Here is a 23,191-nt window from a genome sequence, read left to right as displayed (position 1 = left end):
TCGCCGCACAGAATCCACCGAGCCGAACAGGCCGGGAGAACACTGCCGCGCCGATAACGGTGGTCATGCCACCCTCGCCGAGACCTGACCAGGGTACTGGGCGCCGCGCACGGCTACCAAATCGCGGAAGTTGCGCGCTCACAGGCTGGGGATCCGCCAACGGCGGTTGCTCACACGCTCGGCGCGCAACTTCGGCGGACGACGACGAAGACGAGGTGGGGAAGCTGTTCCACTCGCCGTCACGTGTCGTTGGCCGATTGGTCGAAGATTTTCTGCACCATCGATGCAATGCAGGTGGCGTATGCCGAGGCCGCGAACGATTGGCTGTTGTGGTCGGCCGAGGACTCCGTGGTGCGGTTCCTCGAGGCGTTGGTGAACGACGACATCGACCTGGCCCGGACGATGCTCGATCCCGACGTGACGTTCGCGAACGTGTCGCTGCGGACCCTGCGCGGCCGGGCGCGGGTGATGCGGATGATCGAGCGGCTGGCGCGGTCGCGCGTGCACTACGACGTCACGGTGCATCACATGTCCGCCTGCGGGTCGGTGGTGCTGGTGGAGCGCACCGACGCGCTGACCTGGCGCGGGCTGCGGATGCGGTTCTGGGTGTGCGCGCATTTCGAGGTGCGTGACCGCCGCATCGTTGTTTGGCGCGACTACTTCGACTGGTTCGACGTCGCCAAATCGATCGTAGGCGCGGTCTTCCGCGGTCCACGACGAGCCGAATAGGGTGCAGATATGACCTCACGTACCCCGGAAGACATCGTTCGCGACACTCTGAATGCCCTCGCCCTGCGTGACGTGGACGGCGCCGTGTCGAATCTGCATGACGACGTCGAGTGGATCAACGTGGGTTTCCCGACGGTGCGCGGTAAGCGTCGGGTCGCCGGCGCGTTCTACCGAATGCTCAAGCTCCGCAGTGCCGACTTCTCGGTGCAGTTCCAGCACATCTCGTCGAGCGGCAACGTCGTGATGACCGAGCGGTTCGACGAGCTCGGTATCGGCCGGTTCCACTACAAGTTCTGGGTATGCGGCCGGTTCGACATCGTCGACGGCCAGATCATCGTGTGGCGCGACTACTTCGACATGTTCGATCAGCTCAAGGGGATCGCGCGCGGTCTGGTGGGAATCGTCGCCCCTGGGCTCAACCCGCGCCTGCCCAAGCCGGTCGCCGCGTAGGTCCGGTACCGCGCGGACCCCACAGTCGACGACGTCCCACACCCGAATCCAGGTGGGGGACGTCGTTCGTAGGCGGGGTTTGTCGATCAGATGATGTCGTCGACGCTCTCGATAGGCCGGGCCAGCCGAACTCCCTTGTCGGTGACCACGAATGGGCGCTCGATGAGGATCGGATTGGCCGCCATCGCGTCGAGCAGCTGATCGTCGCTCGCGCCGTCGAGCTTCAGCTCGCTGTACAGCGCCTCGCGCTTGCGGACGGCCTTGCTCACGGGGATCCCGGCCGCCTCGATCATCCTCTTCAGCTCGGCCCGGCTCGGCGGGGTGTCGAGATACTTCACCACGGTCGGCTCGATACCGGCCTCCTTGAGCTTGTCGAGCGTCTTGCGCGACGTGCTGCACCGTGGATTGTGGTAAATCGTTGCGTCCATGGGCATCACCGTACTGCGCTGTCGCGGACGGTCGCGACTACCGTCAATCCCGACGCAAGGTGAAGAAGTATGGCTCCGTCATGCCGCGCAGATCCATCACGCCGAGCAGCGTATCGTTGTCGACCTTGCGGAAATGATCGATGATCGGCAGGTCGTCGTAAACCATTGCCGCGCTGGTCTTTCCCCGATGCTCGATCATCCTCAGCCGAGCTCGATGATGCCGTGTTCGGGCGGCTCGCAATCCGCCGCGCAACGGTCCCGGATCGAAGCGCGGAAGCCGCCCGCCCTGGCGTGCCAGTAGCCCCATCGGCGCGAGCCTCGGGTTCACCGCGAACAGCTTCGGCGGTGTGCCGAACAGCAGCGGATGGACGTGGTCGGCATCGTCGAACTGTTTGCCGTACCACCCGGACATCGTCAGCAGTCCGTCCATCGGGTGACCGGTCGGCACCTCGCCGCCGTGCCAGCGCCCGGCGACCTCATCGACGGCCACGGGCGGTAAAGAGTCGAAGAGTGCGGCGGCGGCGTCGGGCGTGGTGCCCGATTCGAGGGCGGCCAGATCGTGGGGCGCGGCGGACATGGCGACCATTCTACCGAACGATCGCTCTGCACGGTTCCAGCGTCAGGCGACGCCGTTGAACAGGCTGGTGACCGAGCCGTTCTCGAAGACCTCGCGGATGGTGCGAGCCAGCAGCGGCGCGATCGACAGGACAGTCAGGTTGTCGAAGCGCTTCTCCGGCGGGATGGGCAGCGTGTCGGTCGCGATGACCTCCTTGGCGCCGCAGGTGGCCAGCCGCTCGGCCGCCGGATCGGAGAACACGCCGTGCGTGGTGGCGATGATGACGTCGCCGGCCCCGGCCTCCTTGAGGACGCGGACCGCGCCGGCGATGGTGCCGCCCGTGTCGATCATGTCGTCGATCAGCACACAGGTCATACCCGCCACGTCACCGACCACACGGTTGGACTTGATCTGGTTCGGGACATCGGGGTCGCGGGTCTTGTGCACGAAGGCCATGGGCGCGCCGTCGAGGGCGTCGGCCCACTTCTCGCCGACCTTGACGCGACCGGCGTCCGGGGAGACGACGCAGACGTTCTCGGTGCCGTAGTGCTCGCGGACGTACTCGGCCAGCTGGCCCTGCGCGTGCATGTGGTCGACCGGGCCGTCGAAGAATCCCTGGATCTGATCGGTGTGCAGGTCGACCGTGATGATCCGGTCGGCGCCCGCGGTCTTCAGCAGGTCGGCGACCAGTCGGGCCGAGATCGGCTCGCGGCCGCGGTGCTTCTTGTCCTGACGCGCATACGGGTAGAACGGCAGGATCGCGGTGATCCGCTTGGCGCTGCCGCGCTTGAGCGCGTCGATCATGATCAGCTGTTCCATCAGCCACTGATTCAGCGGAGCCGGATGGCTTTGCAGGACAAAGGCATCCGAGCCGCGGACCGATTCCTCGAAGCGGACGAAGATCTCCCCGTTGGCGAAGTCGCGTGCGGTCTGGGGAGTGATCTTGATGCCGAGTTCACTCGCCACGGCATCGGCCAGCTCCGGGTGGGCACGGCCAGAGAACAGCATCAGGCTCTTCTGGCTATCGGTCGTCCAGGTCACTGCTTTTCCTTCATGTTGGGGCTTGAATCTTGGGCTGAGAATCGTGGGCTGAGTCGGTTGCGGTCATTCGGTCGTATCGTCCGCTGCGCGTTCGGCAGCCTCCGCGGCAGCGGTGCCGGGTCGCTTGCGCTGCACCCAGCCCTCGATGTTGCGTTGCTTTCCGCCGGACACCGCGAGTGCACCCGACGGCACGTCCTGCGTGAGCACCGTACCCGCCCCGGTGTAGACGCCGTCGCCGATCTGCAGCGGAGCGATGAACATGGTGTCCGAGCCGGTCCGGCAGTGCGAGCCGATGACGGTGTGATGCTTGTTGACCCCGTCATAGTTGACGAACACGCTGGACGCGCCGATGTTGGTCTGCTCACCAATGGTGGCGTCGCCGACGTAGGTCAGGTGCGGCACCTTGGAGCCGGGGCCGATGTCGGCGTTCTTGGTCTCGACGAAGGTGCCGATCTTGCCGTCCGTGCCGAGGACGGTGCCCGGCCGGAGGTAGGCGAATGGTCCGACGCTGGCGCCGGCACCGATCCGGGCCTGCGAGCCATGCGTGCGGATCACCGAGGCGCCTGTGCCGATCTCGACGTCGGTGAGTGTGGTGTCCGGCCCGATCTGTGCCTCGTCGGCGATCGCGGTGCGGCCGTGGAGCTGGGTGCCGGGCGCAATGGTCACGTCCTGGCCGATAGTCACCTCGACATCGATCCAGGTCGTCGCGGGATCGATGATGGTGACGCCGTTTCGCATGTGCTGCACCAGGATCCGTTGATTCAGCTGCGCGCCGAGGTCGGCCAGCTGGACGCGATCGTTGGCGCCCGCGACGAGCGCGGCGTCGTCGAGGTGCAGTGCGCGGACCGACGTGCCCTTCGATCGGGCGATCGCGACGACGTCGGTCAGGTACAGCTCGTGCTGGGCGTTGTTCGGCGACAGCTCCTCGAGCGCGGCCGTCAGCAGCTGCGCGTCGAACGCGTACACACCCGAGTTGACCTCGGTGATCGCCTGCTGCTGTTCGGTGGCGTCTTTCTGCTCGACGATCTCGGTGACCTCGCCATCCTGGGTGCGCAGGACGCGGCCGTAGCCGGTCGGGTCGTCGGCGGTCGACGTCAGCAGGGTGACGGCGGCGGCCGGTGCCTGCTGATGCGTGTCGATGAGACGAGCGATGGTCTCGGCATCGAGCAGCGGCACATCGGCGGCGGTGACGACGATGGTGCCCTGATAGTCGGCGGGCAGTGCGCGCATGCCGGCGCGGACCGCGTCTCCCGTGCCGTTCTGCTGCTCCTGGACCGCGATGAGAACGTCGCGGCCCAGTTCGGCGGCGACCTCGGCGCAGGACTGCGAGACGCGCTCGCGGTCGTGGCCGACGACGGTGACCAGGTGGTCGGGGGTGATGCCGGCCGCGGCATGCAACGCGTGCGACAGGAGCGTGCGCCCGCCGATCGCGTGCAGAACCTTGGGGGTCGACGACTTCATCCGGGTGCCGGCTCCCGCAGCCAGCACAATCACGGCGGTCGGACCTGAATGCATGAATCTCCCTCGCATGGCTGCAACGGCCGGATTGATCCTACGCACCGATCCGGGCTGATAAAAACGGGGACACCTGCTACAAACAGGGGCATGACTGCTCAGCGGACAGCAATTGTGACGGGCGCGGCACGGGGTATCGGTGCCGCGGTGGCGAAGCGACTTTCTGAAGACGGACATAACGTCGCGGTGATCGATCTCGCCGAAGATGCCTCGCAGGAGACGGCGGACGCGATCGCCGCCGCGACCGGTGGCAAGACGCTCGGCGTCGGCGCCGACGTATCCAACGAGGACGCCGTCAAGGGCGCGGTCGAGAAGGTCGCTGCCGAACTCGGCGGCCCCACCATCCTCATCAACAACGCGGGCATCATCCGCGACAACATGCTCTTCAAGATGAGCGTCGACGACTGGGATGCGGTGATGGGCGTGCACCTGCGCGGTGCCTTCCTGATGGCGCGTACCTGCCAGGCGCACATGGTCGAGGCCAAGTGGGGCCGCATCGTCAATCTGTCGAGCACCTCGGCGCTGGGCAACCGCGGTCAGGCGAACTACTCGGCGGCCAAGGCCGGCATGCAGGGATTCACCAAAACGCTGGCGATCGAGCTCGGCAAGTTCGGGGTGACCGCGAACGCCATCGCGCCGGGATTCATCCAGACCGACATGACCGCCGCGACGGCCGCCCGCATGAAGGTTCCGTTCGACGACTTCATCAAGTTCTCGGCCGAGCAGATCCCGGTGCAGCGCGTCGGCCAGCCCGAGGACATCGCGCATCTGGCGTCGTTCTTCGCCAGCGAGGGAGCCGGATTCATTTCCGGTCAGGTCGTGTACGCGGCCGGCGGCCCGAAGGACTGATCGGGCACAAGATCACGGCCAGGTCTGCCGGTATGTGGCAATAGGGTCACATACCGGCAGATTTATGGGCGTAGCCGTGTGAATCGGGTAACCGAGTCATATGGTGCTGCCATGACTGAAACTGGGCAGTTCCCGAAACCTTTTCCGGCGCAACTTCAGAACGCCGTTCGTTCGGCTGTCATCGCCTACGCGGTCCTCGGCCTCATCGTCGGCATCGTGGCACTCTTCTGGCCGACCGCGACGCTGCTCGTGGTCGCCGTGTTGTTCGGCATCGCGCTGATCATCGGCGGCGTGTTCCGTCTGGTGACCGCCTTCTCGGCACAGGAGCTGCCGACCGGCTGGCGGGTGCTTCTCGGCATCGCCGGGGTGATCGTGTTCGTGGCTGGTGTGATCTGCCTGTTCCACCCCGGTGAATCGCTGACGCTGCTGGCGATCGTCATCGGCATCGGCTGGATCTTCCAGGGTGTGCAAGATCTGCTGACCTATAGCGCCGGTTCCGAGCACACCAACCGCGGCTGGATCGTGGCCTCGGCGATTCTGTCGATCCTCGCCGGCGTGATCGTGTGCACCCTGCCCGGGCTCGCGGTCAGCACCTTCGTCTGGGTCGGCGGCATCCTGCTGATCATCGTCAGCATCGCGACACTGCTGACGCTGCCGAAGAAGGCCTAGTAACCGTCACGACGAACGGGCCCCCGAATGGTCAGGGGCCCGTTCGTCGTTTCCGGAGGTCTGTCAGACGCTGAGCGGTGTCCATTCCTGGCGGTAGCGCCGGGTGTGGAAGTCGCGGCCGCCGAATTCCGCCTCGATCGCGGTGAGTCGCTTGAAGTAGTGGCCGATCGCCAGTTCCTCGGTCATGCCCATGCCGCCGTGCAGCTGCACCGCCTCCTGCCCGACGAGCCGGGCGGCGCGGGCGATCGTCGCCTTCGCCGCAGATACCGCGCGCCGACGGTTCGGGCCGTCGAGATTCAGGGTCGCCAGATACATGGCGGCGGTGGCCTGCTCGACCTCCATGTACATGTTCACCATGCGATGCTGCAGCGCCTGGAAGCTGCTGATCGGCACGCCGAACTGCTGCCGCTGCTTGGTGTATTCGACGGTGTCGGCCAACACCTTTCGCATGGCGCCGACGGCTTCGGCGATCGTGGCGGCCGTAGCGGCATCGATGGCGGCGTCGAGAATCGGCCAGCCGCCGCCGACCTCGCCGATCCGGGCGGAATCGGGGATGCGGAGGTCGGTGAAGGTCAGGTCGCCGGCCTGGTGATCGTCGATGGTCCGATAGTGATGGGCCGCAATGCCTTCCGTCTGATTGGCCGGACTGAAGGGGATCGCGAACAGCGTGATGCCGGCGGCGTCGGTGGTCTCGCCGGCGGTGCGTGCGGTGATGATCAGATGCGTGGCGATCGGGGCATCGGCCACGATGATCTTGTCGCCGTTGATGATCCAGTCGTCGCCATCGCGGCGGGCCGTGGTGGCGACGGACCGGTACGACTGCCCGGACGTGGGCTCGATCGCGGCGAGGGCCGTGACGGCCGATCCGTCGACGATGCCCGACAGGATGCCCGCGGCGGTCTCGGTGTCGGCCGCGGAGAGGATCGATCCGCCGAGCACGACCGTGCCGATGTACGGCTCGACCACCAGGTGGCCGCCAAGTTCCTGCGCGATCACCATGACTTCTTCGGCGCCGCCGCCGGCGCCCCCGGCACTCTCGGGCAGCGATGCGCCGAGGATGCCGAGATCCTCGGCGAAGGCACGCCACACCTGCGGCTGCCAGCCGTCGCCCAGGCGCGCGGCCTGCCGACTGCCGACCAGGTCGTAGCTTGACGCCAGATAGCCGCCGACGGCGTCCCTGAGAAGCTTCTGTTCATCGCTGAGCGTGAAATCCATTGTCGTCTGCCTGTTCTCGTTCGAAGTGTGGGCCGGCCTACAGGCCCAGGGCCGCCTTGGCGAGGATGTTGCGCTGCACCTCGTTGGAGCCGGCGTAGATCGAGCCCGCCCGGTCGTTGAAGTAGCGCAGGGGAGCGACTGCCTGCCACGGCTCGCCGCCGCAGTAGCCGTCGGCCGGGGGCGTGTAATCGACGATCGGGCCGCCGGGTGCGGTGGCATGCGGCTGGTAGGCGCGGCCGCGCGGCCCGGCCGCCTCGAGGGCGAGCGTGGTGAGCTCCTGGGACAGTTCGGTGCCGAGGATCTTCAGCATCGACGACGAGGCGCCGGGATTGCCGCCCGACGCGACGACGTCCAGCACCCGGTATTCGAGCACTTCCAGAACGTCGAAACGCATCGCCAGGTCGGCGACCTTGTCAGCGAAGGCCGGGTCGTCGGCGAGTGTTCCGCTGCCGCTGGGCGCGGGAACGCTCGCGGCCGCGTGCATCAGCCGTGCGAGGCCTACTTGCAGGAAGGGCGAGTATGCGCCGCCGCCCCTTTCGAATTCGAGCAGATACTTCGCGACGGTCCAGCCGTCGTCGATGTCGCCGAGAACGTTGGCCTTGGGCACCCGCACGTTGTCGAAGAAGACGACGTTCTGAACCTCTTCGCCCGAGCTCATCACCAGCGGGCGCACCTCGATGCCGGATGAGGTGAAGTCGATCAGGATGAACGTGATGCCCTGCTGCTTGCGCGGGCCGTTGGTGGTGCGGACCAGGGCGAACATCCAATTCGCTTCGGTCGCATGGGTTGTCCAGATCTTCGATCCGTTGAGCACCAGGTCGTCGCCGTCGGCCTTGGCCGACATCTGCAGGGACGCGAGGTCGCTGCCGGATTCCGGTTCGCTGTATCCCTGACAGAAGAAGACCTCGCCGGTGAGGATCCGCGGCAGGAAGAAGTCCTTCTGCTCCTCGGTGCCGAACCGCATGATGGCGTGCGCGACCATCCGGATTCCCATGGGAGACAGGGCCGGTGCGTCGGCGAGGATCGACTCGACCGAGAAGATGTAGTGCTGCGCGACGGTCCATTGCTGCCCGCCGTACTTGACCGGCCACGCCGGCGCGGCCCAGCCCTTCTCGTGCAGGATGGCTTGCCAGGCCATGCTGGCCTCGTGATCGGAGTAGACGCTGGTCTGCAGCCGGCCAGCCTGACGCAGCTCGTCGGTCAGATGCTCGGCGAAGAACGCCCGGACCTCCTGCCGGAATTCCTCGTCCGCGGGAGAGAACTTCAGCTCCATGTCACCATCCTGCTCAGACCCTACGACCGAACGATCGCTCGGCACGTTGTGATGCACGTTACCACTGCCGATGACGCCGCGGATACCGGTGGAGGTGCCGCGCCGGTGCATGGCAGAATCGTCTGCGCCATCCGCCATGGTGTAATCGGCAACACTCCTGATTTTGGTTCAGGCATTCTAGGTTCGAGTCCTGGTGGCGGAGCCACGGCACGGCACAGGAGATCACATGGCGGTCAACCGGCCCACAGGCGAGGGCGACGTCCCCCGGGCGCCGCGCGCGCGGATGACCGCGCAGCAACGCCGCCATCAGCTCATCGAGATCGCGCGCCAGCTGTTCGCCGAAAAGGGTTTCGACGGCACGTCGGTCGAGGAGATCGCCAGCCGCGCCAATGTCTCCAAACCCGTTGTCTACGAACACTTCGGCGGCAAAGAGGGGCTGTACGCCGTCGTCGTCGACCGCGAGATGGAGACGCTGCTCGCCGCGATCGAATCATCGCTGAGCAACAACCGCTCGCGTTATCGGGTGCAGCAGGTGGCCTTGGCGCTGCTGACCTACATGGAGGAGCGCACCGAGGGCTTCCGGATCCTGGTGCGTGACTCGCCGATCGATGCCAAGACGGGCTCGTACTCGAGCCTGCTCAACGACGCGATCTCGCAGGTCGAGCACATCCTGGGCAGCGATTTCGAGCGCCGCGGCAAGGATCCGATGCTGGCCAACCTCTACGCGCAGGCCCTCGTCGGCATGGTGTCGCAGACCGCGCAGTGGTGGCTGGACGTGCGTGAACCGCCGAAGGAAGTCGTCGCCGCACACCTGGTGAACCTGTGCTGGAACGGACTGACGAACCTGGAGGCCGACCCGCAGCTGGTCGGCCCCAACCCGGTCGATTCCGCCCCCGACGGTGGCGATTCTCAGACCAGCTGAACGCTGCGCTTGGCCAGCCCGATCCAGAATCCGTCGATGACCTGCTGCGGCTTCTGTTCGGCATCATCACTGGCGCCGAGCGCGACGAACAGCGGCGCGAAGTGCTCGACGGTCGGATGCGCATAGGGCATGCCCGGGGCAACCTGGCGGAAATTCAGCAGCCCCTCGATGTCGCCGGTATCGAAGCGTTCCCGCGCCCAGTCGTCGAACTCGGCCGACCAGGTCGGTGCCGCTGCCTCAGGCGTCATGTCGGTGAGAAAAGGCAGGCCATGCGTCGTGAACCCGGAGCCGATGATCAGCACGCCCTCGTCGCGCAGCGGCCGCAGCCGTTCGCCGAGCCGTAGCAGTGCGGCGGGATCCATTGTGGGAAGCGACATCTGCAGCACCGGCACCTCGGCATTTGGCCACATCACCGACAGCGGGACGTAGGCGCCGTGATCGAGCCGGCGGCTCGGATCCTGTCGAACCTGCTGTCCGTCGGGCATCATCGCCGCGACGCGCTGCGCGAGATCGGCGGCACCGGGCGCGTCGTAGCGAGCGCGGTAGAAGCGCTCGGGGAACCCGCCGAAGTCATAGGTGAGCGGCACCCGCGGATCGGTCGCGCCGATCGTCACCGGTGCGGCTTCCCAGTGCGCCGAAACGATCAGGATCGCCTTCGGCGTCGGCAGATCCTGCCCCCACTGCGTCAGTTGCTCGACCCAGAGCTGATCGTCGACCAGCGGCGGGGCGCCGTGGCTGAGGAAGATCGTGGGCATGCGGTCGGTCATGACCCGAGCCAACGCCGCGACCGTTTCCGGCATTCCCGATCGATGCAGCTAGGCGGGCCGATATGGCGCCGACGGGCTTCCTCGACGAACTCTCCGATCTGATCCGAATCGGGGCTGGTGTCGGATATTGTTTCGGCGATGAAGCGGCTTTCGAGTGTTGACGCAGCCTTCTGGTATTCGGAGACTGCGGGTTGGCACATGCATGTTGGTGCCCTGACGGTCTGTGACCCCACGGGCGTATCGGATTTCAGTTTCGCGCGGGTGCGCGAGCTGATCATCGAGCGACTGCCGCAGATGCCGCAGCTGCGGTGGCGGGTCGAGGGCGGGCCCATCGGTCTCGACCGGCCGTGGTTCGTCGAGGACGACGAACTGGATCCGGACTTCCACATCCGTCGCATCGGGGTGCCCGCGCCGGGCGGCCGCGAGGAGCTGGACGAGCTGATCGGCCGGCTGATGTCCTACAAGCTGGATCGCTCTCGTCCGTTGTGGGAGCTGTGGGTGATCGAGGGCGTCGAGGGCGGCCGGGTTGCCACGCTGGCCAAGATGCATCACGCGATCATCGACGGCGTCTCGGGCGCCGGTTTGGGTGAGATCCTGCTGGACATCACCCCGGAGCCGCGTCCGGCATCGACGGAAGTAGTCGGGTCGCTGGTCGGCACCGGGATGCCGGGGCTGCCCGAGCGACTCATCGGCGCGGCGGTCAACGTGGCCGTGAAGACCCCGTTCCGCATCGCGCGGGTGCTGGAACAGACTGTGCGCCAACAGGTCGCCGCCGTCGGTCTGACCAACAAGCCGCCGCGCTACTTCGAGGCGCCGAACACCAGGTTCAACGACAGCATCTCGCCGCATCGGCGGATCACGGGCTCCCGGGTCGAGCTGGCCCGCGTCAAGGCGGTCAAGGAAGCGTTCGGCGTCAAGATCAACGACGTCGTGCTCGCCCTCGTGGCCGGCGCCGCTCGCGACTACCTGGAGAACCGTGGCGAGCTGCCGGAGAAGCCGCTGATCGTCCAGATCCCGGTGTCCACCCGGACCGCCGACGCCACCGGCGAGGTGGGCAACCAGGTCAGCACCATGACGGTATCGATGGCCACCGATATCGACGACCCTGCCGAACGGATCCGCAAGATCCACGAGAACACCACGGGCGCAAAGGAGATGGCCACCGCGCTCTCCGCGCATCAGATCATGGGGCTGACTGAGACGACGCCGCCGGGACTGTTGCAGCTGGCTGCGCGCGCGTACACGGCCACCGGGCTGTCGAAGAGCTTGTCGCCGGTCAACCTCGTCGTGTCCAATGTCCCCGGCCCCTCGTTCCCGCTCTACATGGCGGGCGCCAAGGTGGAGTCGTTCGTGCCGATCGGGCCGCCGGTGATGGACATAGCCCTGAACATCACCTGCTTCTCGTACCTCGATCACGTCGACTTCGGATTCGTGACCACGCCCGAGGTGGCGGCGGACATCGACGAGATGGCCGACGCGATCGAGACCGCCTTGGTGGAACTCGAAAAGTCGATCGGAATCGGGTAGTCGAGCCCAATCGCCGTCTGTCGCTATGCGGGAAGCGTGGTGCCAGTGGCCTTTTCGGCGAACTCCCACACCAGTCCGGCGGTATTGAAGTCGCAGGCCCGGGGCGCGCGGCCGACCAGCGTGGGACCCCCGCGCAGGCCGAGGGCGCCGGCCGGGCCGACGAAGCTGCCGGTGCCGATCGGCTCTACCGCGGCGTAGACCGTGGGCCAGGCGCCGCGACTGGAGTCGTTGGCGATCTTCGAGCCGAGGCCGCGCAATCGCTGATCGACGTCGTCGATGCCGGTGAGCGTGATGTTGGAGGCGGCCCAGCCGGGGTGGGCGAGCATCACGCCGACCCGTGAATCCTGTTTGTGCAGTGTCGAATCCAGTTGCAGGGCCCACAGCATTCCGGCGAGCTTGGACTGCGCGTAGGCGGCCTTCCTGGTCCACTTACGGCGCTCGAAATGCGGGTCGCCGAGATCGAAGGTCCCGGCCATGTGCGCCTTGGAGCCGATGATCACCACCCGATCGGTGATCTGTGGGAGCAGCAGGTTGGTCAGCGCGAACGGGCCGAGGAAATTGGTGCCGAGGGTCGACTCGAAGCCGTCCACCGTCAGCCCGCGTGCGGTCGGCATGATGCCCGCATTGTTGATCAACACGTCGATGTCGCCGTCCAGGGCCGCCGCGCAGTCGCGCACCGAATCCAGGTCGGCCACATCGAGTTCCATCACCGAGGTGGACCCGCCGATCTCGTCCGCCCGGATCCGTCCGAGGTCGATGTTGCGCACCGCCATGATCACGTGCGCGCCCGCCTGCGCCAGGGTGCGTGCGGTCTCGAGTCCGATGCCGTTGGTCGCCCCCGTGACGACGATGCGCCGGCCGTCCAGCCGGGACAGCCCCGCGGGCGTCCACGTGGATCTCATCGACTAGACGATGCCGCTCGGCGCGCGTCGGCTGCCCGGCTCCTGATGCGGCATCCGGTTGGGCGGCACCGGGAACGGGATTCCCGCATTGGCATAGCCCAGAGCCACATTCGGGCCGCATTGCATCGCGGCTTGGGCGACCTTCGGTCCCGGATCGGGCAGTCGCACCTTGGCGGGATTGGGCTTGTGGCCGAAGTCGAAGGCCGAGGTCATGTCGCCGGTCACCGAACGTCGCCACTTCGTCAGGTTCGGCACCTCGACCCCGAACCGCTTCTCGATCAGCTGCAGCTGCGAGGTGTGGTCGAAGGTCTCCGAAGCCACCAGCCCGCCGCGGCTGTACGGCGAGATCACCAGCCCCGGAACGCGATAGCCCAGGCCGATCGGTCCGCGGATACCCTTCGACGACGACACCGAATTGATGTTCGGCACCGTGACGTACTCGCCGGGAGTTCCGGGCGGCGCCGTCGGCGGCGTCACGTGATCGAAGAAGCCGCCGTTCTCGTCGTAGCTGATGATCAGCGCGGTCTTCTCCCACACCTTCGGGTTGGAGGTGAGGATGTCGAGCAGTTGCACGATGCCGACTGCGCCGAGCGCGGCCGGGAGCGCCGGATGCTCGCAGTCGAGCAGCGACGGAATCACCCACGACACCTTGGGCAGCGTGTCGTTGGCAACGTCGGTGCGGAGATCGTTCGGGTAGACGGGATCGATTCCGCGACGGTGCAATTCGCTGTTCGGATCAGCGGCCTGCTTGAAGCAGGTCAGCATGCCGTCGAGGATCACCGACGACAGGGGGCCGACATCGCGGTTGTTGTAGATCTTCCAGCTGACGCCGGCATCGCGCAGGTTCTCCGGCATCGTGCGCCAGGAGTACTTGTGCTGCGGTATCAGAGTGGGGGTTTCGAGCAGCGGACCGCCGTGCGTGCCCTCCGGGTCGATGCTCGCGCTCATCCAGTACAGGCGGTTCGGGTCGGTGGGCCCGAGGACCGAGCAGTGGTAGTTGTCGCAGATCGTGAACGCCTCGGCCAGCGCGCGGTGCACGGGGATGTCCTCGCGCTCGTAATAGCCCATCAGCGCCGGGGCATTGGCCGGGCCGACCGATCCGATCGACATCGGCAGCCAGCCGTCGTTGCGGCCGTGGTTCCATGCCGCGTGCATGCCGCCCCAGGTGTGGTCGGGGTCGTTGATGCATTCGCCGTCGAGCGTGGCGCCGCGGGTGGTGTCGAGGCGGAACGGCATCGTGTAGCCGGTCTTCGACGGGCCCCCGCCCGGAGGGGCGCCGGGGCTGCCCGCCGGTGCCCACCCGCGCTGCTTGAAGGCCGGCGACGCGTCATCGAATCCCCGCACGCCCGACATCGTGCCGAAGTAGTGGTCGAACGACCGGTTCTCCTGCATCAGCAGCACGATGTGCTCGATGTCGTTCAGGCTGCCGGTGCCCTTGGGGTCGGCGGCATAGGCCCGTTGGATGATCGGGTCGGCCCACGATGCCAGGAAGGTCGTGCCGCCGACGGCGGCGACACGAGCGAAGAAGTCCCGGCGTGACATGCCGGCGAATGGTCCCGAAGCCATGTGAAGTCCCTCCCAAGCGGTCGCTACTGACCGCAAGCTCGGTGATCACCATAAGGCAGACTGTGTGGACGTGGCAGGGCGTACGAAATCGGGATCGGGCGAAACTTCGAGTGATGTGGATCTGCCACTCGCCGGACTCGCGGAGCGGGTCGCCATCGACGGTGCGATCACCGGGGTGCTGGATCGGCTCGGGCGCCCCGAACTGACGATCACCTCGCCGGATGCCGCTCGGAGCTTTCTCATCAGCGCGCTCGCCGCGCGGCTGGCCGATGCGGATACCCCGGCGCCGATCCTGGTGGTGACCGCGTCGGGTCGCGAGGCCGACGATCTGGTCGCCGAACTGCGCGACATGATCGGGGACGCGGTCGCGCAGTTCCCGTCCTGGGAGACCCTGCCGCACGAACGACTGTCCCCGAGCGCGGACACCGTCGGCCAGCGGTTGCGGGTGCTGCATCGGCTCGCGCACCCCGGGGCCGCGCCCCTGCAGGTCGTCGTCACGACGGTGCGCTCGCTGGTGCAGCCGATGGCGCCCGGCCTGGGCGACCTGGACGCGATCGAGCTGCGCGAGGGCGCCGAGTTCGACTTCGAGCAGCTGCTGAATCGGCTCGTCGAGCTCTCGTACAGCCGCGTCGACATGGTCGGCAAGCGCGGCGAGTTTGCGGTGCGCGGCGGCATTCTCGACATCTTCCCGACGACCACCGATTACCCGGTGCGCGTGGAGTTCTGGGGCGACGAGATCTCGGAGCAGCGCGCGTTCTCGGTCGCCGACCAGCGCAGTCAGCCCGAGGTCCACATGTCGGTGGTGCAGGTGCATCCGTGCCGTGAACTGCTGCTGACCCCGGCCGTGCGGCAGCGGGCGGCCGACCTGTTGGCCGAGCACGAGTCCGAGGAACAGCTGGCCGACATGCTGTCCAAGCTGTCGGAGGGCATCGCGGTCGAGGGGATGGAGGCGCTCATTCCGGCGCTGGTCCCCGGACAGATGCAGCTGCTCACCGAGGTGATGCCGGCGGGCACGCATGTGCTGCTGCTGGACGAGGAGAAGATCCGCACCCGCGCCGCGGACCTGGCCAAGACCGGGGCCGAGTTTCTGGAGGCGTCCTGGTCAGCCGCCGCGCTGGGGGCGGCCGGTCCGGTGAACGTGTCGGGCCTCGATCTGCAGGCCGCTGCCTACCGGCCGATCAGCGAGGTTGGGGCGCAGACGCTTTCGGCCGGACGCAGCTGGTGGACGGTCACGCCGCTGCAGGCGGGCCCGGACGATTCCGCCGCGCTCAATCTCAACCTGCAACCGGGTCCGGCGCCGCGCGGCAAGGCCGACGAGGTCGCGAAAACCTTTGCGGCGCTGCGGGCGCACGTGTCCGACGGCGGCATCGGCGTGATCGTGGTGGCCGGCTCGGGCACCGCGGACCGGGTCCTGGAGCGTCTGGCCGACGCCGAAGTGCCTGCGGTGGTGGGTGGTTCGCTCGCGGCCGGCCAGGTACACGTGCTGCGCGGCGCGCTGCATGCCGGCCTGGTGTGCCCGGACGCCCGCATCGTCATCGTCGCCGAGCCCGACCTGACCGGTCACCGGATCGCCGGCGCGCAAGACGGCCGACGGCTGCCGGCCAAGCGCCGCAACCAGGTCGACCCGCTGGCGCTGGCCGCAGGCGACATGGTCGTGCACGACCAGCACGGCATCGGCAAGTTCGTCGAGATGATCGAACGGACCGTCGGCGGGGCTCGCCGCGAGTACCTCGTCATCGAGTACGCGCCGTCCAAGCGCGGCCATCCGGGCGATCGGTTGTTTGTCCCGATGGACTCGCTCGACCAGCTCTCGCGCTATGTCGGCGGCGAGCAGCCGTCGCTGTCGAAGCTGGGCGGCTCCGACTGGCAGAACACCAAGCGCAAGGCGCGCAAGGCCGTTCGCGAGATCGCCGGCGAGCTGGTGCAGCTCTACGCCGCGCGTCAGGCGGCGCCCGGACACGCGTTCGCGCCCGATACCCCGTGGCAGCACGAGATGGAGGACGCGTTCGGCTTCACCGAGACCGTCGACCAGATGACCGTCATCGGCGAGGTCAAATCCGATATGGAAAAGCCGGTTCCGATGGACCGGGTCATCGTCGGCGACGTCGGCTACGGCAAGACCGAGATCGCCGTCCGCGCGGCGTTCAAGGCCGTCCAGGACGGCAAGCAGGTCGCGGTGCTGGTGCCGACGACGATTCTGGCGCAGCAGCATCTGCAGACCTTCAGCGATCGGATGGACGGCTACCCGGTCACGATCCGCGGGCTGTCGCGGTTCACCGATCCGGCCGAATCCCGCGAGACCATCGACAAGATGGCCGCCGGTGAGGTCGACATCGTCGTCGGCACCCACCGCCTGCTGCAGACCGGTGTGCGCTGGAAAGACCTCGGCCTGGTGATCGTCGACGAGGAGCAGCGGTTCGGCGTCGAGCACAAGGAACACATCAAGTCGCTGCGGACCCACGTCGACGTGCTGACCATGTCGGCCACTCCGATCCCGCGGACCCTCGAGATGTCGATGGCCGGGATTCGCGAGATGTCAACGATTCTCACGCCGCCGGAGGAGCGGCACCCCGTGCTGACCTACGTCGGTCCGTATCAGCCGAAGCAGGTCGCCGCAGCGATCCGCCGCGAGCTGCTGCGCGACGGCCAGGTCTTCTTCGTGCACAACCGGGTCAACACCATCGACAAGGCGGCCGCGTCGATCCGCGACATGGTGCCCGAGGCGCGGGTGGTGGTGGCGCACGGCCAGATGGGCGAGGACCAGCTCGAGCAGACGGTCAACGGATTTTGGAACCGAGAATTCGATGTCCTGGTGTGTACCACGATCATTGAGACCGGACTAGATATCTCGAATGCGAACACGTTGATCGTCGATCGCGCCGAGGTGCTCGGCCTGTCGCAGCTGCATCAGCTGCGCGGGCGGGTCGGGCGCAGTCGCGAACGCGGATACGCCTACTTCCTCTACGACTCCACCAAGCCGCTCACCGAGACCGCCTACGACCGTCTCGCGACGATCGCGCAGAACAACGAGCTGGGCGCCGGTATGACGGTGGCGCTGAAGGATCTTGAGCTGCGCGGCGCCGGAAACGTCTTGGGTGCAGAGCAATCCGGACACGTCGCGGGCGTCGGCTTTGACCTGTACGTGCGACTGGTCGGCGAGGCCGTCGAGGCGTACCGTTCGGCGGCCGACGGTAAACCGATTGTGGCGCAGGAGAACAAAGAGGTCCGCATCGATCTGCCGGTCGACGCTCATATCCCGGTCGACTACGTCGACGCCGACCGGCTGCGGTTGGAGGCCTACCGCAAGCTCGCCGCCGCGACGGTCGACAGCGACATCACCGATGCCGTGACCGAGCTGATCGACCGGTACGGCCCGCTGCCGGAGGAGGTGCGCCGGCTGGTGTCGATCGCCAAGCTGCGCATCCTGTGCCGCGAGCTCGGCGTCACCGAAGTCGGGGTGGCGGGCACCCAGGTGAAGGTGTCGCCGCTGAACCTGCTTGATTCGCAACAGGTTCGACTCAAGCGAATTTATCGAGACGCGTCCTATCGCGCCACCACCGGAGTGGTCACTATGCCTATCCCGCGGACGGGCGGTGTGGGAAGCTCGCGGGTACGTGATGTCGAACTGGTCCAGGTCGTCGCCGATCTCCTGCTGGTGATCGACGGCCGCAACCCGGGATCGGTATCGATGCGAGTGGCAGGAGGTGAGGGGACCGATGGCGGTGATCATTCTTGATCCCAACAGGCCCGACGAGGTCCCGGTCGCGGCGATCGGCCTGCTGCAGGGCCCGATCGTCTACACCGAGGAGGTGCCGATCAAGGTCGTCTGGGACCTGCCGGATGCCACGTCGGTGCTCGCGCCCGATGTCACCCTCGACGGCTCGACGCTGCTGACCGCCGACCGTTCGCACCCGCTCGCCAAGGAACGAATCGCCCGCGGCGAGAAGGTGATCGAATCGGCCAAGCCGTCCGGCAGCACCCTGCTCGAGGCGGTCGCCGTGATGGACGTGCTGCGCAGCCGCGGTCCCTGGGAGAAGCAGCAGACGCACGCGTCGCTGCGCAAGTACCTGGTCGAGGAGACCTACGAGGTGCTCGATGCCATCGACACCGGCGACATGCAGCATCTGTGCGAGGAACTGTCCGACCTGCTGCTGCAGGTGCTGTTCCACGCGCGCATCGCGTCGGACGATCGGGCGCTGGGTTTCGACATCGACGATGTCGCCGAGGCGTTCGTCCGCAAGATGCGGCATCGGGCCCCAGGAGTTCTCAGCGGCGCCGACATCGACCTGCAGACGCAGATCGAGCAGTGGGAGGCCAATAAGGCCGAGGAGAAGAAGCGGCCATCGGTGCTCGACGGCATCACTCGCGGTCAGCCGGCGCTCGCCCTGGCCCAGCAGGTGGCCGAGCGGATGCAGGCGGCAGGCGTCTCTGCCGATGAGATCCCGGCCGAGATCATGCAGATCACCGTCATCCCCGGCGGTGAGAACGCCGAGGATGAGCTGCGCCGGCGGGTGCTCGAATTCGTCGACGTGTACGACACCGTGATGCCGCCCGTGCAGTGACGTCATTGCACGGCGTGGCAGGTGCGTGGCCGTGTAGTGCAGCCATTAGTCTGTAAACCGACCTATGGGTAGGCGGTCGGCCGAGATGCGCGGGCCGCAGGACGAGTGGAGAAGCACAAGTGGCAATCATCGAGCAGGTCGGAGCGCGGGAGATCCTGGACTCGCGGGGAAATCCGACCGTTGAGGTCGAGGTTGCGCTCGAAGACGGCACCTTCGCCCGCGCCGCGGTTCCGTCCGGTGCGTCGACCGGTGAGCACGAGGCCGTCGAGCTGCGTGACGGCGGCGACCGCTACCTCGGCAAGGGAGTCACCAAGGCCGTCGAGGCCGTGCTCGGCGAGATCGCCCCGGCGGTCATCGGCATCGAGGCCGATGACCAGCGCCTCGTCGACCAGGCCCTGCTGGATCTGGACGGCACCCCGGACAAGTCGCGGCTCGGCGCCAACGCCCTGTTGGGTGTCTCGCTCGCGGTCGCCCGCGGCGCCGCCGAGTCGGCCGGCCTGCCGCTGTTCCGCTATGTCGGCGGACCCAACGCGCACATCCTGCCCGTCCCGATGATGAACATCATCAACGGCGGTGAGCATGCCGACAACGGCATCGACTTCCAGGAGTTCATGATCGCCCCGATCGGTGCGCCGACCTTCAAGGAGTCGCTGCGCTGGGGCTCTGAGGTGTATCACTCGCTCAAGTCGGTGCTGCACAAGCAGGGCATGAGCACCGCGCTCGGCGACGAGGGCGGCTTCGCCCCCGACCTGCCGAACACCGAGGCCGCGCTGGCCGCGATCGCCGAGGCTGTCGAGAAGGCCGGATACAAGTTCGGCAGTGACATCGTCGTCGCGCTCGACGCCGCATCGACCGAGTTCTTCTCCGACGGCAAGTACCACTTCCAGGGCGACGACCTCGACTCCGCGGCGCTGACCGCCTACTACGAGAAGCTGGTCTCCGAGTTCCCGATCGTGTCGATCGAGGATGGGCTGGCCGAGGATGACTGGACGGGTTGGGCCGCGCTCACCGAGTCGCTCGGCGACAAGGTCCAGCTGGTCGGTGACGACCTCTTCGTCACCAACCCCGAGCGCTTGGAGCGCGGGATCAACGAGGGCATCGCCAACGCGCTGCTGGTGAAGGTCAACCAGATCGGCACGCTGACCGAGACGCTCGACGCGGTCGAGCTCGCTCACCGCAACGGCTACAAGACGATGATGAGCCACCGTTCCGGCGAGACCGAGGACACCACGATCGCCGACCTGGCCGTCGCCTGCAGTTGCGGCCAGATCAAGACCGGTGCACCGGCCCGTAGTGAGCGGGTCGCCAAGTACAACCAGCTGCTCCGCATCGAGGACGGGCTGGGCGATGCCGCGCGTTACGCCGGCGATCTCGCCTTCCCGCGGTTCTCGTTCGAGGGCTGACAAACAGAACCCGAGGAGACGATGGCTACGCCGCAGCGCCCGACCGGCAAGCGCACACCGCACCTGCCGCACTGGGAGTCGTTCAACGCCCGACGGGCGTTGATCCTGGCGCTGGTGATCTGCGTGCTGGCGCTCACGCTGGCGGTGCCGCTGCGCGCGTACCTGTCGACCCGGGCCGAGCTGGATTCGGTGAACGCGAATATCGCGAAGAACCGGCACGACATCAGCAAGTACGAGGGCAAGGTCGCGCAGGGGCAAGATCCGGCGTACATCGAGGAGCAGGCGCGGGAGCGGCTGCAGATGGTGAAGCCCGGCGAGAAGCCGTTCGTCGTCCAGTATCCGTCCGCGCCCGCCGAGTCCGACGAGCAGCGCCGGGCGGAGCGCCAGGCCGCCAACCCGTGGTTCACGAATCTGTGGCAAGCGGTGTCGGTGCCGGCCGGCCAGTAGACCGGGAGCCCCACCTCACTCATGACCGCACCTGACCCGGCCGATCTTGCGATCGTCGAACAGCAGCTGGGGCGCGAACCCCGTGGTGTACTGGAGATTTCGTATCGCACGCCCGATGGTCAGCCGGCCGTCGTGAAGACTGCCCCGCGGCTGCCCGACGGCACGCCCTTCCCGACGCTGTACTACCTGACCGACCCGCGGCTGACCGCCATCGCGAGCCGGCTGGAGTCGGCCGGGGTGATGCGGGACATGTCGGCCCGGTTGCTCCAGGATGAGGACTTGGCCGCGGCCTATCGAGCCGCGCATGAGCAGTATCTGGCCGAGCGGGACGATATCGAGTCCCTCGGAACCGATTTCACCGGCGGCGGCATGCCCGATCGGGTGAAGTGTCTGCACGTGTTGATCGCACATTCGTTGGCCAAGGGTCCGGGTGTCAACCCGCTGGGTGATGAGGCGGTGGCATTGGCGGCGCGAGAGGGTTTGCGTGGCAGCGCGATTCCCGCCGACTGGCCGGACATTGCGGCCGAGGGCGCGGAATGAGGGTCGGCGCGGTCGACTGTGGGACCAACTCGATCCGGCTGCTGATCTCCGAGGTCGGCGCCGAGGGCGCGCTCACCGACGTCCATCGCGAGATGCGGGTGGTGCGACTCGGCGAGGGTGTCGACGCGACCGGTCGGTTCGCGGACGCGGCGATCGAACGGACCCGCACGGCGTTGTCCGACTATGTCGACATGATGGTGGCCCAGGGGGTTTCGGCCGTTCGGATGGTCGCGACGTCGGCGACCCGCGATGCGGCGAACCGCGAGGAGTTCTTCGCGATGACGGCGGAACTGCTCGGCCGGGTGGTGCCCGGTTCGGTGGCAGAGGTGATCTCGGGTGACGAAGAGGCCCGGCTGTCGTTCACCGGCGCGGTCGGCGAGCTGGATGCGGCGGGCGGACCATTCGTCGTGGTCGACCTCGGCGGTGGCTCAACAGAATTCGTCCTCGGTGACCATGGCGGGGTGACGGCGGCTCGATCGGTCAACATCGGCTGCGTGCGGCTCACCGAGCGGTGCCTGCACAGCGATCCGCCGACCGATGCCGAGATCGCCGCCGCCCAGTCGGTGATCGCCGAGGCGGTGGCGGAGGCGACTGACGTCGTGCCGGTGCAGACGGCGCGGAGTTGGATCGGCGTGGCCGGCACGATGACGACGCTGGCCGCGCTCGGCCAGGGCCTCACCGAATACGATCCCGAACGAATTCACCTGTCCCGCATCGGAATCGATGAGCTGTCGGAGGTGTGCTGGCGGCTGGTGCGGATGACCCGCGCGGAGCGTGCCGCGCTGGGGCCGATGCATCCGGGGCGCGTCGACGTCATCGGCGGCGGATCGCTGGTGACGCTGGCGAGCGTCGAGCTGATGCGTGCCGGCGGAGTTCAGGAGTTGATCGTGTCCGAGCACGACATCCTGGACGGGATCGCGATGTCGTTACTGGGAGCGTGACGATAGCGGGGTACGGAGGAGGTACTGTCCTCCGCGACCCGTATGTGTCACGTTCCCAGTCATTCAGTTCGCCGCGGGCTTGTTCGCGTAGAGGTAGCTGACGTCGTTGCACGCCTCGCACACCGAATCGGGGATCACGCCGCGCCGCTGCAGCCAGCCGAAGGTGATGCACCCGAGGCAAACGCCGAAGACCGATTCGAGCGTCGCCGCGACCACCAGCAGCCCGATCACGATCTGCGCGCCGAGTCCGACGCCGGCCAGGCTCAGGATCAACGCGGTCAGCGAGAAGGTGAGCCCCACGGCCTGTGCGAACCGCTTCGGCGGACCCGGCACCAGCTTGGCCGGCCCGAACCGCGGCGCGATGTAGCGCACGGACAGCTGACCGAACGGCGAGAGTGTCGGCCCCGAGAGCACGCGCAGCAGGAACCCCAGAGCAAGAACGCCGTACAGCCACGGACTATTGACGATGATCGACACCACCGCCAGCACGACGACCAGTCCCGCGGTGCTGCGGGCGGCGTATTCGTTCACCGGGTTGGGGAACTTAAAGATCTCACTCACGCCCCCAGATTACGTGGAGGATCATTCGACCAGCAGGTTTGGGTTCAGCGTGAGCGGGAATCCGCGACCGCACCGACCGGGGTGGTGCGGACGTCCTCGACCTCGCCCTCGACGATCGGGTGTTTGCCGATCGAGGTGGCCGCCGCGGCTTCGGCGGCGAACTCATTGAGTTCCTTGGCGATGTCCATCAGCGCGTCCGCGGTGACCATGGCGATACGACTGAGGTGATGGACGGTCAGGTCGGCAACCTGGGCGACCTGGGCGAGGTTCACCTTGGTCGTCTCGGCGCGTTTGAACCTAGCCATGCCGGTCACTGTAAAGCGGGTCA

23 protein-coding genes and 1 tRNA gene are annotated in these 23,191 nt (G+C 67.1%); 13 read left to right on the top strand and 11 right to left on the bottom strand.

Annotation, left to right across the window (positions count from 1 at the left end):
- Positions 1–288: 288 nt before the first annotated feature.
- Together G341_RS0102700 and G341_RS0102695 are read left to right on the top strand one after the other, a co-directional pair.
- Positions 289–729 carry a limonene-1,2-epoxide hydrolase family protein gene (locus G341_RS0102700; RefSeq protein WP_155826741.1) on the top strand — a complete coding sequence of 147 codons (441 nt, stop codon included), beginning with the start codon at positions 289–291 and terminating at the stop codon, positions 727–729.
- Positions 730–738: 9 nt separating this feature from the next.
- Positions 739–1,179 (top strand): limonene-1,2-epoxide hydrolase family protein, encoded by a 441-nt coding sequence (locus G341_RS0102695; protein ID WP_018177565.1) that lies wholly within the window; start codon positions 739–741, stop codon positions 1,177–1,179.
- Positions 1,180–1,265: 86 nt separating this feature from the next.
- Here the strand turns inward: G341_RS0102695 and arsC are convergent, their stop codons facing one another.
- The 4 genes from arsC to glmU form a co-directional block, all read right to left on the bottom strand.
- On the bottom strand, positions 1,266–1,607 hold the full coding sequence (gene arsC / locus G341_RS0102690) for an arsenate reductase (glutaredoxin) (protein ID WP_018177564.1): 342 nt from the start codon (positions 1,605–1,607) through the stop codon (positions 1,266–1,268).
- Between the two features lie 43 nt (positions 1,608–1,650).
- On the bottom strand, positions 1,651–2,193 hold the full coding sequence (locus G341_RS0102685) for a DUF4334 domain-containing protein (RefSeq protein WP_018177563.1): 543 nt from the start codon (positions 2,191–2,193) through the stop codon (positions 1,651–1,653).
- Positions 2,194–2,226: 33 nt separating this feature from the next.
- Positions 2,227–3,204 carry a ribose-phosphate diphosphokinase gene (locus G341_RS0102680; protein ID WP_026303162.1) on the bottom strand — a complete coding sequence of 326 codons (978 nt, stop codon included), beginning with the start codon at positions 3,202–3,204 and terminating at the stop codon, positions 2,227–2,229.
- A gap of 63 nt (positions 3,205–3,267) precedes the next feature.
- Complete coding sequence (gene glmU, locus G341_RS0102675) at positions 3,268–4,719, bottom strand: bifunctional UDP-N-acetylglucosamine diphosphorylase/glucosamine-1-phosphate N-acetyltransferase GlmU (RefSeq protein ID WP_018177561.1); 1,452 nt, start codon at positions 4,717–4,719, stop codon at positions 3,268–3,270.
- Between the two features lie 90 nt (positions 4,720–4,809).
- Between glmU and G341_RS0102670 the strand changes: the two genes are divergently transcribed.
- Both G341_RS0102670 and G341_RS0102665 read left to right on the top strand, forming a co-directional pair.
- Positions 4,810–5,568 carry an SDR family oxidoreductase gene (locus tag G341_RS0102670; protein WP_026303161.1) on the top strand — a complete coding sequence of 253 codons (759 nt, stop codon included), beginning with the start codon at positions 4,810–4,812 and terminating at the stop codon, positions 5,566–5,568.
- Between the two features lie 111 nt (positions 5,569–5,679).
- Positions 5,680–6,237 (top strand): HdeD family acid-resistance protein, encoded by a 558-nt coding sequence (locus G341_RS0102665; RefSeq protein WP_018177559.1) that lies wholly within the window; start codon positions 5,680–5,682, stop codon positions 6,235–6,237.
- A gap of 63 nt (positions 6,238–6,300) precedes the next feature.
- Here the strand turns inward: G341_RS0102665 and G341_RS0102660 are convergent, their stop codons facing one another.
- A complete protein-coding gene (locus G341_RS0102660; RefSeq protein ID WP_018177558.1) occupies positions 6,301–7,452 on the bottom strand; it encodes an acyl-CoA dehydrogenase family protein in 1,152 nt (383 codons plus the stop codon).
- A 37-nt stretch (positions 7,453–7,489) separates the two neighbouring features.
- Positions 7,490–8,725, bottom strand: coding sequence for an acyl-CoA dehydrogenase family protein (locus G341_RS0102655; RefSeq protein ID WP_026303160.1), 1,236 nt, complete (start codon positions 8,723–8,725; stop codon positions 7,490–7,492).
- A gap of 130 nt (positions 8,726–8,855) precedes the next feature.
- Here G341_RS0102655 and G341_RS0102650 point away from each other — a divergent pair.
- Together G341_RS0102650 and G341_RS0102645 are read left to right on the top strand one after the other, a co-directional pair.
- Positions 8,856–8,930, top strand: a tRNA-Gln gene (locus tag G341_RS0102650).
- Positions 8,931–8,951: 21 nt separating this feature from the next.
- A complete protein-coding gene (locus tag G341_RS0102645; protein WP_018177556.1) occupies positions 8,952–9,647 on the top strand; it encodes a TetR/AcrR family transcriptional regulator in 696 nt (231 codons plus the stop codon).
- Here the strand turns inward: G341_RS0102645 and G341_RS0102640 are convergent.
- A complete protein-coding gene (locus tag G341_RS0102640) occupies positions 9,635–10,414 on the bottom strand; it encodes a dioxygenase family protein (RefSeq protein WP_026303159.1) in 780 nt (259 codons plus the stop codon). The two genes, G341_RS0102645 and G341_RS0102640, sit on opposite strands and share 13 nt — an antisense overlap.
- Before the next feature lie 138 nt (positions 10,415–10,552).
- Between G341_RS0102640 and G341_RS0102635 the strand changes: the two genes are divergently transcribed.
- Entirely contained in the window at positions 10,553–11,941 is a 1,389-nt protein-coding gene (locus G341_RS0102635) for a WS/DGAT/MGAT family O-acyltransferase (protein WP_026303158.1), read from the top strand.
- A 23-nt stretch (positions 11,942–11,964) separates the two neighbouring features.
- Here the strand turns inward: G341_RS0102635 and G341_RS0102630 are convergent, their stop codons facing one another.
- Together G341_RS0102630 and G341_RS0102625 are read right to left on the bottom strand one after the other, a co-directional pair.
- Entirely contained in the window at positions 11,965–12,843 is an 879-nt protein-coding gene (locus tag G341_RS0102630; RefSeq protein WP_018177552.1) for an SDR family NAD(P)-dependent oxidoreductase, read from the bottom strand.
- A 3-nt stretch (positions 12,844–12,846) separates the two neighbouring features.
- Entirely contained in the window at positions 12,847–14,409 is a 1,563-nt protein-coding gene (locus G341_RS0102625; protein ID WP_018177551.1) for a phospholipase C, read from the bottom strand.
- 115 nt (positions 14,410–14,524) lie between these two features.
- On the opposite strand from G341_RS0102625, the gene mfd reads away from it, so the two are divergent.
- The 6 genes from mfd to G341_RS0102595 all read left to right on the top strand — a co-directional run bounded on the left by mfd (position 14,525) and on the right by G341_RS0102595 (position 22,302).
- Entirely contained in the window at positions 14,525–18,145 is a 3,621-nt protein-coding gene (gene mfd, locus G341_RS0102620) for a transcription-repair coupling factor (protein ID WP_018177550.1), read from the top strand.
- Positions 18,126–18,971, top strand: a complete 846-nt coding sequence (locus G341_RS20775; RefSeq protein WP_018177549.1) for a nucleoside triphosphate pyrophosphohydrolase — start codon at positions 18,126–18,128, stop codon at positions 18,969–18,971. Before mfd ends, G341_RS20775 begins: the two co-directional genes overlap by 20 nt.
- Positions 18,972–19,090: 119 nt before the next feature.
- Positions 19,091–20,374, top strand: a complete 1,284-nt coding sequence (gene eno / locus G341_RS0102610) for a phosphopyruvate hydratase (RefSeq protein WP_018177548.1) — start codon at positions 19,091–19,093, stop codon at positions 20,372–20,374.
- A gap of 21 nt (positions 20,375–20,395) precedes the next feature.
- A complete protein-coding gene (locus G341_RS0102605) occupies positions 20,396–20,821 on the top strand; it encodes an FtsB family cell division protein (protein WP_018177547.1) in 426 nt (141 codons plus the stop codon).
- 21 nt (positions 20,822–20,842) lie between these two features.
- Positions 20,843–21,361, top strand: coding sequence for a DUF501 domain-containing protein (locus G341_RS0102600; RefSeq protein ID WP_018177546.1), 519 nt, complete (start codon positions 20,843–20,845; stop codon positions 21,359–21,361).
- Positions 21,358–22,302, top strand: a complete 945-nt coding sequence (locus G341_RS0102595; RefSeq protein WP_018177545.1) for a Ppx/GppA phosphatase family protein — start codon at positions 21,358–21,360, stop codon at positions 22,300–22,302. The genes G341_RS0102600 and G341_RS0102595 overlap by 4 nt, the downstream gene beginning before the upstream one ends.
- 63 nt (positions 22,303–22,365) lie before the next feature.
- Here the strand turns inward: G341_RS0102595 and G341_RS0102590 are convergent, their stop codons facing one another.
- Both G341_RS0102590 and G341_RS0102585 read right to left on the bottom strand, forming a co-directional pair.
- A complete protein-coding gene (locus tag G341_RS0102590; protein ID WP_018177544.1) occupies positions 22,366–22,863 on the bottom strand; it encodes a DUF4395 domain-containing protein in 498 nt (165 codons plus the stop codon).
- Between the two features lie 44 nt (positions 22,864–22,907).
- A complete protein-coding gene (locus tag G341_RS0102585; protein WP_155826740.1) occupies positions 22,908–23,168 on the bottom strand; it encodes a hypothetical protein in 261 nt (86 codons plus the stop codon).
- Positions 23,169–23,191 lie beyond the last annotated feature (23 nt).

Source organism: Jongsikchunia kroppenstedtii DSM 45133, from assembly GCF_000380485.1.
Lineage (GTDB): Bacteria > Actinomycetota > Actinomycetes > Mycobacteriales > Mycobacteriaceae > Jongsikchunia > Jongsikchunia kroppenstedtii.
This window is presented reverse-complemented; position numbering and strand designations above follow the sequence as displayed.